Annotated in this window: 11 protein-coding genes and 1 pseudogene; 4 read left to right on the forward strand and 8 right to left on the reverse strand. The window is 65.7% G+C overall.

Annotated features, from left to right (window positions below; translation table 11 throughout):
* Positions 1-11: 11 nt before the first annotated feature.
* From OG801_RS05190 to OG801_RS05205, 4 genes are all read right to left on the reverse strand, one after another.
* Positions 12-926 carry an alpha/beta hydrolase gene (locus tag OG801_RS05190; RefSeq protein ID WP_406034194.1) on the reverse strand — a complete coding sequence of 305 codons (915 nt, stop codon included), beginning with the start codon at positions 924-926 and terminating at the stop codon, positions 12-14.
* Positions 927-1,055: 129 nt separating this feature from the next.
* A complete protein-coding gene (locus tag OG801_RS05195; protein ID WP_406034196.1) occupies positions 1,056-2,054 on the reverse strand; it encodes a helix-turn-helix domain-containing protein in 999 nt (332 codons plus the stop codon).
* A 1,276-nt stretch (positions 2,055-3,330) separates the two neighbouring features.
* Positions 3,331-4,164, reverse strand: coding sequence for a sulfurtransferase (locus OG801_RS05200; protein ID WP_406034198.1), 834 nt, complete (start codon positions 4,162-4,164; stop codon positions 3,331-3,333).
* Positions 4,165-4,281: 117 nt separating this feature from the next.
* Positions 4,282-4,800: a hypothetical protein gene (locus tag OG801_RS05205; RefSeq protein WP_406034200.1), complete on the reverse strand. Its 519-nt coding sequence runs from the start codon at positions 4,798-4,800 to the stop codon at positions 4,282-4,284.
* A 263-nt stretch (positions 4,801-5,063) separates the two neighbouring features.
* On the opposite strand from OG801_RS05205, the gene OG801_RS05210 reads away from it, so the two are divergent.
* The gene (locus OG801_RS05210) at positions 5,064-5,930 is read left to right on the forward strand and encodes an MBL fold metallo-hydrolase (RefSeq protein ID WP_406034202.1); all 867 of its coding nucleotides are present in this window, start codon (positions 5,064-5,066) and stop codon (positions 5,928-5,930) included.
* 9 nt (positions 5,931-5,939) lie between these two features.
* On the opposite strand, the gene OG801_RS05215 is transcribed toward OG801_RS05210, so the two are convergent.
* Positions 5,940-6,932 (reverse strand): LLM class flavin-dependent oxidoreductase, encoded by a 993-nt coding sequence (locus OG801_RS05215; protein WP_406034204.1) that lies wholly within the window; start codon positions 6,930-6,932, stop codon positions 5,940-5,942.
* Between the two features lie 378 nt (positions 6,933-7,310).
* On the opposite strand from OG801_RS05215, the gene OG801_RS05220 reads away from it, so the two are divergent.
* The 3 genes from OG801_RS05220 to OG801_RS05230 are packed head-to-tail and all read left to right on the forward strand — an operon-like array spanning position 7,311 to position 10,301.
* On the forward strand, positions 7,311-8,048 hold the full coding sequence (locus OG801_RS05220; protein WP_406034205.1) for an alpha/beta fold hydrolase: 738 nt from the start codon (positions 7,311-7,313) through the stop codon (positions 8,046-8,048).
* 10 nt (positions 8,049-8,058) lie between these two features.
* Positions 8,059-9,234, forward strand: coding sequence for an acyl-CoA dehydrogenase family protein (locus OG801_RS05225; RefSeq protein ID WP_406034207.1), 1,176 nt, complete (start codon positions 8,059-8,061; stop codon positions 9,232-9,234).
* Entirely contained in the window at positions 9,231-10,301 is a 1,071-nt protein-coding gene (locus tag OG801_RS05230; RefSeq protein WP_406034209.1) for a phosphotransferase family protein, read from the forward strand. Before OG801_RS05225 ends, OG801_RS05230 begins: the two co-directional genes overlap by 4 nt.
* Before the next feature lie 594 nt (positions 10,302-10,895).
* Here OG801_RS05230 and OG801_RS05235 read toward each other — a convergent pair.
* From OG801_RS05235 to OG801_RS05245, 3 genes and pseudogenes are all read right to left on the reverse strand, one after another.
* Positions 10,896-11,657 (reverse strand): SDR family NAD(P)-dependent oxidoreductase, encoded by a 762-nt coding sequence (locus OG801_RS05235; protein WP_406034211.1) that lies wholly within the window; start codon positions 11,655-11,657, stop codon positions 10,896-10,898.
* A 15-nt stretch (positions 11,658-11,672) separates the two neighbouring features.
* Entirely contained in the window at positions 11,673-13,469 is a 1,797-nt protein-coding gene (locus OG801_RS05240; RefSeq protein WP_406034213.1) for an acyl-CoA dehydrogenase, read from the reverse strand.
* A gap of 31 nt (positions 13,470-13,500) precedes the next feature.
* Positions 13,501-14,231, reverse strand: a pseudogene (locus tag OG801_RS05245) (SDR family NAD(P)-dependent oxidoreductase).
* Positions 14,232-14,244: the final 13 nt, after the last annotated feature.

Here is a 14,244-nt window from a genome sequence, read left to right on the forward strand (position 1 = left end):
GGTCTGGCCTTTCAGTGCTTGGTGAGCAGGTGCTCGACGAACCAGTCGCGTGCGGGTTCCGAGGTGGCGTCGAAGTTGGGGCCGGTGTAGGAGTCGAAATGGCCCCCCGGAATCAGAACCAGCTTCTTGGGCTGCAGAGCCGTCTCGTAGGCCACCAAAGCGATCTGGCCGTCGGTGACCCGGTCATGCGGCGCCACGATCATCAGCAGCGGAGTGGGCGAGATCGCCGGGATCCACGACTCCACGTCGTAGCCACGCACGTATTCGACCGACTGCACGGTGATCTCGTTGCGCCAAGCCGGGGCCCGATCGGCATGAGTGGTGAACCACTCGAAGGAGTCACGGTGTCCCAGCGCCGCCGGCCCTGCGGGATCCTCGGTGACGACAGGCATCAAGGTCGGCGCCGCACCGCCCATCCGGGCCAGCCGCTCACTGGCGAACGCAGCATCCGTGCCTGCCCAGTGATCGATCCGAATCTGACTGGTGAACGACGCCGTACCCGAAACCGCCGGGACCTGGGTCACGACGGCCTTGACCCGATGATCGGTCGCGGCGACGACGAAGGCGTGCGAGGCGCTGTAGCTCGTGCCCCACAAGCCGATGCGGTCGGCATCGACCTCGGAACGGGACTGGGCGTAGGTGATCGCGTCCTGCGTGCACCGGATCTGCTGCCACGGATCGATCTCCTGCCGCGGGCTACCCGCCACCGGGTCGCTCGCCCCGAATCCCGGGTGATCATAGACCAGACAGCTCAACCCGCCCGCCTGGAACACCTCGGCGTAACGGTCGAGCCACATCTCCTTGACCGCCGAGAACCCATGCGACAGAACCACGCACGGCTCCTCACCACCAGCACCCTCAGCGGGATAGAACCACCCACGCAACGTCGCGCCCTGCGCAGTGAACTCGATGTCCTCACGTGCCACGAAATACTCCTTGACCTCGTCGAAACCATTCCGACTTGCAAGAACAGCGTGGCCCGCGACACTGGTCAGATTCCTGCATCTGCCTGCCGGGTTCTGGCCAATCCGTGCCAGAACGGCGCGGATCAGACGTCAGGGTCGCGTCGAGGCCGAGGCTCGGTAGTCGCGCGGCGTGCAGCCGTACTCCGCGCGGAAGGCGCGGGCGAAGTGGCTGGGATCGGAGAAGCCCCAGCGTGCCGCGACATCCGCGATCGATCCGGCTCCGGCGGCGATGTCGCGGCGCGCCCGGGCCAGTCTCCGAGCACGTACGAACGCTCCCACCGTCTCGCCGGCCTCCTCGAAGACCCGGTAGACGCCGCGCACGGACATCCCGTGCGCGGCAGCGATCGACATGGCAGTGACGTCCCCTGCCGGTAGGCGCTGCTCGATCCAGTCCTGCAGCGCAGCGACCGGCGGCTCGGCCGCGCCACCGGTCGACGAGAGGCTGTGCCGGCGAGCGGCCGCGACCAACAGCTCGAGCGCGGCGCTGCGTGCGGCATCCACTTCGGGAGCGCTCAGCCGGTCCATCGTTCGCGACACCAGCCCGAGGTACCCGGCAAACAACTGTGTGGACGGCGCTGAGCGGTCAAGGAACAGCGGCCCGCCCAGGCGTTTCCCGCCGCTCATCTCCGCCAACGCGGACATCGGCACGATGAGGGTCTGCTTGACCTGCGACGTGTGGACCCGAAACCGAATCGGCTGGTCGCTGCGCCACACCACGGCATCGCCTGGGCGTAGATCGGTCATGGTGTCGCCCAGAACCAGGGTCTCGTGCCCCCGGCGGAGGACGGTCACCCCGAGGTACAGGCCGTCGGCCCGAGCGGCCCGGCGCTTCCCCCGCATCCCGTCACATGGATCACAACCAGCCTCGACAAGGGCAAGATCGCGGATCCAGCGGCGGCGCCCCCACGCCTGAAAGGACGCCGCCGAGGACGCCGAGTCGATGCGCACCGCCATGTCCACGTGTGTCGCCGATACGAGTTCTTCGAAGCCGGCCTCCCGCTCGGATCCAGGAATGCTGGTGAGATCCCAATAGCCATCTCCGCCAGGGCCGGACACCGATCGCTGCGGAAGATCCTCGATCACGCTCATGCGGAATTTCGTCCTTGTCAATGTTCGGTGCAACGAAGAGGCTTGTCGCAACTTCTTCGCGGTCACGCTGATGACATGTGCTTCCCGAGAGTCCTGCCAGTTTCGTCGATGCAAATGTGGTCCAACGCGCCTTCGAGGCCCAGCGGGACGACAACGTCGACGATCACGGCAGCGAACAGCTCGATGGTATGTGGCTCACGTCACATGACATATGCATATCACAATGATCTATGTCACGCCAAGAGTTAGGCCACCACCCGCGACGAGGCCCTGGCCCGCCGGATTGCGACTGTCTGGCCCGGACCTCGCCGGAGCGCGACATCGACGGGCCTTCCCTCCCGACCTGCCGGTGGCGGCGCTCGAGGCAGCCCTCGACGGTCTACGCGATCGGTCTCAACAACCACGACCACGGCGATCAGATCGCCTCCTGAGCGCGCCACTCAGCGGTGCGACGCTGGCAGCGGCGTCCCGTGACCACTGCGCCCTGCGGTTTGTCCATCACTGTCCCGCCGCCGCAATGCTGTCCCACGCAAGTTCTGGCCACGGCGCCAGAACGGGCAGTGCGATCCGGCCGGTCGCACGCGGCACCGGATCACCCATGACTACGTGGCGGATCCGAGCGACGGGTCATCACCAGGATCACGTCCGCGACGACGACCAGAGGCCGCGCCGCGAGGGACCACCACGACGCGGCCGCGGCGGAGCCGGGCTGCCACGACTCCCCCGACCGTTGGAACGATCAGTCACGCCGGCGCCACGCGGGCTGCCTGGCTTGCCGATTCCCGTCCGACGTGGCGGCCCAGGCTACGAGACGTCAGGGTCACATCCAGCCCGGGGCTCGGTAGTCGCGCGGCATGCAGCCTTACTCCGCGCTTACTCCGCGCGGAATGCACGCCCCTGAAACGGCAGGCACTGCTCGATCCAGTCCTGCAGCGCGGCGATCGCGGCTCGCTCGCGCCACCGATCAACCAGAGGCCATGCCGAGGGCAGCCGCGACAAGGGCAAGATCGTGGACCCCGCGGCGGCGCCCCACGCCCGAAAGGACGCTGCTGCCAACGTCCGGTCGATACTCACCGCCATGTCCACGTGCATGGTCGATGCAACGGCCCGCTGAGCTCTGCCGTGTTCAGACGGTCTCAGCGGCTGACATTCGCCGAGTGCGCAACATCCATAGGTCCGCCGAACAAGGTGAGGCCAACCATATTCCATCCCGACCGCGCGCCAGAGCAAGCGAACAGAGGATCGAAGGACATCTCGATCGACAAGTCAGCCTGTTTCAGGGGCCGACCTCGATCGGTACGCCGACCAGTGAACCGTACTCGGTCCACGATCCGTCGTAGTTCTTGATGTTCTTGTGGCCGAGAAGCTCATGGATCGCGAACCAGCTATGGGAGGATCTCTCACCGATGCGGCAATAGGCGATGCTGTCCTTCGACCAGTCGAGACCTGCCTCGCGGTAGATGGCGTCGATCTCCTCGTCGCTCTTGAAGGTGCCGTCTTCGTTCGTGGTCCGGGTCCACGGCACGTTCGACGCACCGGGAATGTGACCCGCGCGCTGTGACTGCTCCTGTGGAAGGTGGGCAGGTGCGAGCAGCCGACCCGCGAACTCGTCCGGCGAGCGGATGTCGAGCAGGTTCTTGGTGCCGATTCCAGCAATGACCTCGTCGCGGAAGGCTCGGATCGACAGATTCTGATCGTGCGCCACGTACTCGGTCGCAGCGCGCTCGACGAGATCTGTCGTCAGGGTTCGACCGTCGAGCTCCCACTTCTTGCGGCCGCCGTCGAGGAGCTTCACCGACGCGTGTCCGTAGACCTTCAGGTACCAGTACGCGTAGGCAGCGAACCAGTTGTTGTTGCCGCCATAGAGGACGATGGTGTCGTCGTTGCGGATGCCCTTGCGTGACATCAGCGCCCCGAATGCCTCCTTGTCCACGAAGTCACGAACGATCGGGTCCTGCAGCTCTGACGTCCAATCGAGCTTCACGGCACCCCTCAGATGCCCACGCTCGTACGCCGCCAGGTCCTCGTCGACCTCGACGAACACGATGCCGTCGGTGTCGAGGTTCTGCTCTGCCCAGTCCGCGTCGACCAGGACGTCTGCACGACTCATGTGAAGTCCTTCCCTAGAAGTGAAGACACAAGCGTAATGCTTACGTATACGTCATCATCGCTGGTTTCAAGTTCCGAGACGGTCGCGCGGCCGGTTGAGCCTCGCTTCACTGGACGACTACTCGGCGAGTTCGATCCGTGCCGGATAGGGGACCCATCCCTCGATGGGCAGCACCATCTCGAAGCGCAGGCCCGTCTGCTCCCGAGCGTCCATCACCAACAAGCGGGTGGGTCCCGCACCCAGGCCGACCTCATGGAACGGCAGATCCACGTCGACGACCTCGGTGGCGCCTCGGGCCAGCATCCTCTCCTTGACCGCCTCGGTGTCGTCGACATAGAAGGACACGTTGTGCACCCCAGGCCCGCGCTCCTCGAGCTCGGTGAACCACGACGCGGGCTGGCCGAGGATCGTGGGCGGCGGCTTCACGATCTGGAACACGATGTTCCCGACCCGGGCATGCAGGATGGGTCCGAATCCGAGCCCCTCCTCCAGACTCTCGGAGATCTCCCGCTCCACTCGCTCCGCACCGAGGCAGTTGTGTAGGAATGCGAATACCGCTTCGGGGTCGGCGTGAACGATCTCGAGATGGAGGAACGCCTGCGCTACGGGCCCCTTGGCCGGAGTCGTCTGTGACATGTCGATTGCCTTTCGTATTCGGTCAGTTCCCGAGACATGCAGGTTCTCGTGGAGCCTGTCGAATCAGCATCACCCGCCTTCGGGTGAGCTTTCCTGCATCTGCGTGCCAGGTTCTGGACGCTCTCTGCCAGAGAGGCGGTCCGGTCGCCGACCAGTCGACATACATGTAAGGTCTATGCATATGTCACGATGAGATGGCGAGCCGAGCTCGTAGACCTCATGACAGTCATACAGGCCGCCCCCGAGGAAAGAGGAGAACAACCATGAGCCACCAGCCGCCCAGCGATTCCGAGGGCCTGAACTATGCGGTCCTCGTCAACCGCCGTCCCTCTCTGACCCGTGACCTCCCCTACGGGCCGGCCGACCTCCAGTGGGTGACGAACACGTCGACTCTCGTCTACGGGCCCCGCGACGCGATCTTGATCGACACCTTCACGACCGCGGCGCAGAACGAGGAACTCGTCGAGTGGGTCGCCTCCTTCGATCGAAACCTGACCCAGATCTATTCCACCCACGGACATGGGGACCACTTCTTCGGCATCGGACAACTGCTCAACCGGTTCAAGGGAGCTACTGCCGTCGCAACCGCCGACACCGTCGTCCAGGCCGAGAAGCATGCCTCGCCTGAGATGGTGGACTCGTTCTGGAACAGGCTGTTCCCCGGTGAGATCCCGTCACCGCTCCACGTGCCCGACGTCATCGAGTCGGCGGCGCTGGATCTCGACGGTCATGAGCTCCAGATCCTCCCAACGGGCTTCACGGACACCGAGGGCACGACGGTCATTTGGGTGCCTGACCTGAGCTTGATCGTCGGCGGTGACGTCGTCTACAACCACACGCATCCCTACCTCGCCGAGACCACTCCCCAGTCGCGGGACAACTGGCGATCCGCCCTCGAGCAACTGTCACAGCTCGACGCCCGAGTTGCGGTGGCAGGACACAAGCACAGCGACTATCCCGACGACCCGTCTGACATTGCCGAGACGTTGACCTACCTCGAGGACTTCGACGCGCTGCGCGAGGCGACGACAACGACCGAGGAGCTCTACGCCGCACTCCTCGACAAGCACCCGAACCGCGCCAACCCCGGGTCCGCCTGGGCTGCCGCGACGGCCGCTCACCGCGCTTGATGCCGGCGCTCAGCCGACCGCCTTCATGAACTTCTCCAGCTCGCGCTCGATGTGGGCGCCGAACGGTTGGAAGCCCAGCTCGGTGACCCCTTGCTCGGCGTAGGCGGCAACCCTTTCGCGGAGCTCTTCCGGGCTTCCCGTGAGAGTGACGTCCTTGAGCATCGCGTGACCGCCGGCAGCCCATGCCGCCTCGTCGGCTTCATTGAGGTACATCAGGTGACCGTCATGCACAGCGAAGTGGCGCTCGGACTCATGGGTCTTCTCGATCTGCGCTGCCCAGGCTTCACCCCCGGGCATGGCACGGACTGCGTCGAGGCCGCCCATGAAGTCCATGCCGATGTGATAGACCACCGACCACGCAGGACCCGCGGCCTCTTTGACCCGATCGGAGTCGATCCCCTCGTCACCCTCCAGCACCGTGCCTCCGATGAACAATGAGCTCCAGCCGAAGTCCTTCATACCGGCCGGAACCTGGCCGAACGCCATGATCCCGTCGACGCCGAGGTCTTTGGTGACCTGCTCCCCCTTGGGCCCGAAGGCCGAGATCAAGATCGGAACATCAGCCGCAGCGCGGTCGAGGTGGTCCGCCGAGTTGAACATCTTCATCGGCGCGCCCTCCCAGAGCACGGTCTCGCCACGGATCAGGCCACGGTACGCCCGCACGTAGGCGGCAACCGCTGACCACGAGAGGCCCCTCTGACCCATGGACCGGCGACCGGTGAAGCCAGTGCCAAAAGCCACGGCGACGCGACCCGGCGCACGCGATGCGAGCGTGGCTGTCGCTGCCGCGGCGGACATCGGGTGCCGCAGGCTGGGGACGAGGACGCCGGGTCCGATGCCGATCGTGTCTGTCAGCTCGGCAGCGCGTCCGAGGGTCATCCAGACGTCCGGACTCTGCTGCGGCGTATCGAAGAGCCACGCTCGTTCGTAGCCGAGCTGCTCGGCAACCACGATGTGCTCCGGCGACTGGAGCGTTGGTGCGAGGACACAGGAGACGCGCATGATGTTCCTTCGGCCGTTTGAGGACGTCGCGGTCGAACCGGCGGTTGCCGGCTCGACGGATCGGGCACTGACGAAGCTTTGGAATCCTGGCAGATCTTTGGACATGTGCGCTACGTCACAAACATAGGCATATCACAATGATCTATGTCGCGCCAAGAGCCTTGGTCCTGTTGAAGCGCGGCTAACGCATCTCTTGTGTGACTTAGGTCAATGCCATACGGTTCAGTCACAATCATGATGGAGCCGTCCTGACCACCTGGTCGGACCCCGGCGGACGATGTTCTCTCCCACGGCTGCCCGCGGCACACGCCCGTCACTCGTACGGAAACCGTCCCGAAGGCTCCTCGAGAAGCTCCATCTCGCGAAGGGAAGCGACGCATGACGACATACCTGCTCCTCCACGGCGGGTTTCACGGCGCCTGGTGCTGGCGTCGCCTGATCGAGCACCTTCCGGCCCGGGACGTGGTTCACGCGCCGACCTTCACGGGGCTCGCGGAACGGTCACATCTCGATTCACCCGAGATCGACCTCGAGGTCTACTGCAACGATGTGCTGAACGTGATCCGCTGGGAGCAGCTCGATGACTTCGTCTTGGTGGCTCACTCTTTCGGTGGAATCGTCGCTACCGCCGTCGCGGACAGAGTGCCGGAGCGCATTCGATCGTTGGTCTATCTCGACGCCTTCGTTCCCCAGGACAGTCAATCGCTGGTCGACCTCGGCTGGCCGGCTTCCCCACCTGGATTGACCCCCGTGCCTCCTCCTCCCGCTGCGATCTTCGGACTTCACGGCGCGGACGGCGAGTGGGTTGACAGTCAGATGACCCCTCAGTCCGCGAACACGGCAACCGACAAGGTCGTCCTCACGGGGGCCTACAAGGCGGTCGACCGCACGTACGTCTTCGCCACAGGCTGGGATAGCCTCCCGCACTTCGTCGTCAATCGCGACGTGGCTCGATCGTCCGAGAATTGGCGATCCTACGACGTCGACGGATGTCACGAGCTCATGATCGATCGTCCGGCCGAGGTCGCGAAGATCCTGATCGAGACGGCGGAACGAACCCGGGGTGCAACCACCGTGCCTCGCGATACTGACCAGCCGAGCGATCGGACGGCCTAGGATGCAGGCGGTGGATCTGGACGCGCTCGCAGCGCGAACGCGGGAGTTCATTCGGGCAGAGGTGCTCGAGATCGACGACCGGCACGACGGCGACATCGAAGCAGCCGGCGGGGACAGTTTGCGCGTGCGGCTGCAAGCGCTCGCTGCGAAAGCCGGCCTGCTGGCGGTCCATGCGCCCGCTGACTGCGGCGGCCTGGGGCTCGGGATGGTCGCCCGCGCTGCCGTGTTCGAGGAGGCCGGATACTCGTTGTTCGGCCCAACAGCACTGAACATAGCCGCACCGGACGAGGGCAACGTCCATCTCCTGGATCACGTGGCTACGACGCGACAGCGAGACCGGTACCTCCGGCCACTCGTTGCCGGTGAGCTGAGGTCGGCGTTCGCGATGACCGAGCCCGGCCCGGGCGCCGGATCGGATCCCGCGGCGCTGACAACCGCTGCGCAGCGTGTGGACGGCGGCTGGCTGGTCAACGGCCGTAAGCACTTCATCACCGGCGCCGACGGTGCCGGGATGTTCATCATCATGGCCCGCACCAGCGGCGACCCCGGGGAACTGGGAGGGGCGACGATGTTCCTGACGCCGGGCGACCGGCCAGAGATCGACGTCGTCCGACACATCGCCACCATGGACAAGTCGATGGTGGGCGGACACTGTGAGGTCGTCTTCACGGATCTCTTCATTCCCGACGACGATGTTCTCGGAGAGGTCGATCAGGGGTTCCGATACGCCCAGGTGCGGCTGGGACCGGCTCGCATGACGCACGTGATGAGGTGGACCGGAGCGGCGCGGCGTGCCCACGAGACAGCAATTGTCTATGCCAGCGAGCGACGGGCCTTCGGGGCACGTGTGGCCGAACTCGGGATGGCCCAGCAGATGATCGCTGACAACGAGATCGATCTCGCCGCAACCCGAGCCCTGCTCCTGCGTGCGTGCGACGAGCTGGATGCTGGAGGCCGTGCGGCGAAGGCGACCTCGATCGCCAAGACGTTCGCGGCCGAGGCCCTGAACCGGGTCGTCGACCGCGCGGTTCAGCTCTGCGGCGGCCTCGGGGTCTCCGCCGACCTTCCCGTCGCCAAGATCGCTCGTGAGCTCCGGCCGTTCCGGATCTACGACGGTCCATCCGAGGTGCACCGCTGGTCCATCGCCCGTCGTGCCATCGCCGAAGTCACCAAGGCCCGCCTGTGACCAGCAACGCCGCACCGTCGAGCAGCTCGCAGTCTCTGACTGACGACGAGCTGCGCCGCGTCGCCGAGCTCATGTCGGCGAGGCACATCGACGTCGCAGCCGGACTTGACGCGACGCTCATCGCCGGCGGCCGCTCCAACCTGACCTACCGACTCGACGCCGGAGAGACCTCATGGGTGCTGCGGATGCCTCCACGCAAGGGGCGAACTCCCTCGGCGCACGACGTAGCTCGTGAGTACCGGGTGACCAAGGCACTGGCCGACTCCGCCGTACCGGTGGCACGTCCGCTGCTCTTGTGTGAGGACGAACGGGTCATCGGGGCGCCGTTCACGGTGGTCGAGCACGTTTCCGGCGCAACGATCAGGACGGCGACGGACCTCGATGGGCTCGAGGACCAAGTGGTGGGCACAGTTTCGCGACGGCTGATCGAAGCGCTGGCCGCGTTGCACCGCGTCGATGCTGAAAAGGTGGGGCTGGCCGGCTTCGGTCGACCGGACGGCTACGCGGCTCGTCAGTTGCGGAGGTGGACCGGCCAGTGGGAGCTGATCGGAGACGGCAGCCATGCCGTGGCGGCGGCGGAGCTCAGCCGACGCCTCGCGGCGAGCATGCCAGCTCAGGGCACGACGAGCATCGTGCATGGCGATTACCGCATCGACAACGTGATCCTCGGTCTCGATGCGGATGACGATCCCCGGGTCGCCGCCGTCGTGGACTGGGAGCTGTCCACCCTCGGAGACCCGATCGCCGACGTCGCGATGATGTGCACCTACCGGCACCCGGTCTTCGACCTGATCGTCGGTCAGCCCAGCGCATGGACCAGCCCGCGAATCCCAGACATCTCCTCGCTTGCGCAGGCGTATGCGACAGCAGGCGGCGTCTCGCTCCGGGCCTGGGAGTTCCACCTGGCCCTGGCCTACTTCAAGATCGCCGTCATCGCCGCGGGCATCGCTCACCGAGCCCGCGTCGGGGCCGCCACCGGGCCGGGATTCGACAGCGCCGGCGAAGCCATCGGCATCTACCTCGACCTCGGGCTGCACGCGCTCGACTCTGGTGGTGGCGCAATCTGAGGACCGCACTGGTCACCGGGGCGATCACTCGACACCGCTGGTGAGGGTGACGCCTGGTGAGGGTGACGCCGCCGTCGGTGACGACGGTTCACGCGAATGTCGGGGCGGAGTTCGACGGCGAGCAGCTCGGTGATGGAGTTGAGCATCGCCTTGGTGGCGCCATACCAGCCGACGCTTCGGCGCCGGCCGGAGGCTGGTCATCGAGGAGACGTTGACGACCGCGCCACCGTGCTCCTTCATCCATGCGCCATGGGCTTCTACTGCCGAGGATCAGGTCGGTGATCTCGGCGGGGTCCAGCTCGGGAACCCTGGCGAGGGCGGCCCGGACCATCTGGGTGGCCATTTCGTCAGGTCGCATCCCTGTGAGCGAGCCCGCTCCCCGCACGTCCGATCGGGGAGCGCGCGGTGGAGACGATGGCTGCTTCGGGCTTGGGGACCTCCAGGTGACTAAACGATCGCGTAGTTGTTCTGCCGTGGGCGCCCCCGGACTGAGGCGCCCGTCACGGCCGTTGTCAGGAAGGCCGAGGCCGGGAAACTGGCTGCCGACCCTCGAGATAGCCGTGAAGAGATCGGCGGGGTGATGTGCGCCGTCGATCAGGTGATGGTGACGCCGCCGTCTACCGCAAGAGTCTGTCCGGTTACGTACCCGGCGGCGTCGGAAGCTAGCCAGACAAGGGTGGCGGCGAGTTCGGCAGGATCGCCGGTGCGCCCGAGCACCATCCGTGGCGCGAGGCTGTCGAGGTAGCCGTCGTGATACTGGTCGGTCATCTCGGAGGCGAAGAAGCCCGGGGCGAGCGCGTTGACACGGATTCCCTTGCGGACGCCCCACTGTTGGGCGAGATCACGGGTCAAACCTACGATGCCGGCCTTGCTGGCACTGTAGGCAGCTTGAGGCAGACCGGCGGTGGTGAGCCCGAGGATACTGGAAATGTTGACGATGGAACTTCCGGGTTGCATGACCTTCCCGCACGCCTGGGCGGTCCAGTAGGACCCAGAGAGGTTGATGTCGAGCACCGAACGAAACTGGTCCGGGGTTTCGCGGGTGGCGGGGTGGGCGGTCGCGACGCCGGCGTTGTTGACGAGAACATCGACGCGGCCGAACTCGGTCATCGCCGCATCGACCAGGGCGGAGCACTGATCCGGATCCGCGATGTCGGTGGTCACGGGTAGTGCCCGCCGGCCGGCGGCACGAACGAGTGCGGCTGTGTCAGCGAGTTTGTCGGCGCGACGTGCCGCGAGGACGACGTCCGCGCCGGCCTCGGCGAGGGCCTGAGCGAAGGCGACACCGAGGCCGGACGAGGCGCCGGTGACAATGGCGATGCGGCCGTCGAGGCGAAATTTGTCGAGCACACTCATGTGATGCCTCCTGGGTCAGAACCAGCTGGGGTTCATGTCGAGGGTGGTCCGGTCTCCGCTGGCCAACAGATCGAGTTGCGGGCCGACCTTGGGTAGCTCGTGGGTGTAGAAGTAGCGGGCTGCCATGCGCTTTCCGTCGTAGAAGTCACCACTCTTACCCTCGGTGGCGATGAGCTGTTCGAGCCACGTCCACGCGATGACCGTGTGCCCGAACGCTTCCAAATAGATCGACGAGTTCGTGAGCGCGGCCGCCGCGTCACCAGCCGCCCACAGGGCGGCGGTGATGTCGACGACCCGGTTCCAGACGGTGTCGAGGGCGTCGGCGTAACCGGTGGCGGCGCCACCGAGCGACCGAGCCCGCGCGACGGTGGCGGCGATCTTCGATCCGAGTAACCGCAGTCCGGCGCCGTCTTGCATGGTGACCTTGCGGCCCAACAGATCCAGCCCCTGGATCCCGTGCGTGCCTTCGTGGATCGGATTCAATCGGTTGTCGCGGTAGTGCTGTTCGACGTCGTAGTCGCGGGTGTAGCCGTAACCGCCGTGCACCTGGATCGCGAGGCTGTTCGCCTCGAGACACCACTGCGACGGCCAGCTCTTCGCGATCGGGGTCAGCACTTCGAGGAGCAATGTCGCCTGGTCGCCGCTGGCGGCATCGTCGGCAGTGTCCTGCTCGTCCACCAGACGAGAACAGTACAAACCCAGGGCAAGGGCGCCTTCGACATAGGACTTCTGTGCCAGCAGCATTCGGCGGACATCGGGATGCTCGATGATCGGAACCGGCGGGGCGGCGGGGTCCTTGGCGCCGAGAGGGCGGCCCTGGGTCCGCATCGTCGCGTATTCGAGCGACTTGCGGTAGCCCACGTAGCCGAGCGCGATCGCGAGGAACCCGACACCGATCCGGGCTTCGTTCATCATGCGGAACATGTAGGACAGGCCGCGGTGTTCTTCGCCGACCAGGAAACCGACAGCACCCGACTTCCCACCGGGGGTGTGGGTGCCGTCGCCGAAAGCGAGCAGGGTGTTGGTGGTGCCGCGGTTGCCCATCTTGTGGTTGAGCCCTGCCAGGGTCACATCGTTACGGTCGCCGAGTCCGCCGTCGGCGGCGGGCAGGACCTTCGGGACGATGAACAGCGAGATGCCCTTGACGCCTTGGCCGCCGCCGGCGGTCTTGGCCAAGACCAGATGCACGATGTTCTCGGTGAGCTCATGGTCACCGCCGGATATCCACATCTTGGTTCCGGTTACCCGGTAGCTGCCATCGTCCTGACGCACCGCGCGGGTGGTGATGTCCGCCAACGACGATCCGGCCTGCGGCTCGGACAGGCACATGGTGCCGAACCAGCGGCCCTCGATCATCGGACGGACGTAGTCGTCAATCTGCTGCTCGGTGCCGTACGCGGCGACCAAGTTCGCGTTGGCGACCGTCAGGAACGGGTAGGACGATGTGCTGGCGTTGGCCGCCTGGAACCAGGCCATCGCCGCCCGTGCCACCGTGGTTGGCAGTTGCATCCCGCCGACGCTCTCGTCGAATGATCCGGCGATCAAACCGGCCGCCGCGTAAGCGTCGAGCGCCGTCTTGACCTCCGGGATCATCTCGACGGTGCCGTCCGGGCGCATGGTTGGCTCGTTCGCGTCAGCCGTCTTGTTATGGGGGGCGAAGTACTTGTGCGCAAGGTCCGCACTGAGGTCGAGCACCGCGTCGAAGGTCTCCTTCGAATGCTCGGCGAAGCGCTTACGCGAGGTCAACGCGACCACTTCGAGCCACTCGTACAGCAGGAAATCGAGATCGCGGCGAGAAAGCACATCAGTCATGAAGATCAATTCCGTTCAAAGGTGGGCGCGCTCAGATGGAGATGCCGCCGTCGACCGGGAGGACGACTCCGGTGATGTAGCCGGCTTCTTCCGACGCGAGGAAGCAGATGGCGTCGGCCATCTCGGCGGGATCAGCGAACCGCGAGATCGGACCGGTGACTTCGGCGATCTTCTCCTTCGGGATGGAGGCGGTCATCCGGGTCGCGGCGTTCGGGGAGATCGCGTTCACGGTGACCCCGAAAGCGGCGAGCTCCTTCGCGGCGGTCTTGGTGAATCCGATGATCCCGGCCTTCGCGGTGGCGTAGTTGGCCTGCCCGCGGTTGCCGCGCAGCCCGGTGTAGGAGGTGATGTCACGACCCGCCCGAATTCCTGGGTCCGGAAATGCGGCACGCAGGCCCGGGTGAACCGAAACGTGCCGCCTGCGTGGACATTCAGGACCTGGTCCCAGTCCTCGTCGGTCAGCTTCCACAGCACCTTGTCGCGCAGGATCCCGGCGTTGTTGATCAGGACGTCCACCCGCCCGGTCTCGGCGATCACGGTGGAGACAACGTTCTCGACGTCACCGGTGTCGCTGACGTCGGCGGGGATTCCGATGGCGCCGACCTCACGGGCGGCCTTGTCGAGTTCGTCCTTGTCGAAGTCCACCATGAACACTGTCGCCTTGGCCTCGGCGAAGTGGCGGGCAAGGGCGTGGCCGATGCCACGAGCGGCGCCGGTGACGATGACCGATTTACCGGTGAAGTCGCACGTGATGTTGCCCATCGTGTTTCCTGCC

The sequence above is a fragment of the Nocardioides sp. NBC_00163 genome (genome assembly GCF_045206295.1).
Classification (GTDB): domain Bacteria; phylum Actinomycetota; class Actinomycetes; order Propionibacteriales; family Nocardioidaceae; genus Nocardioides.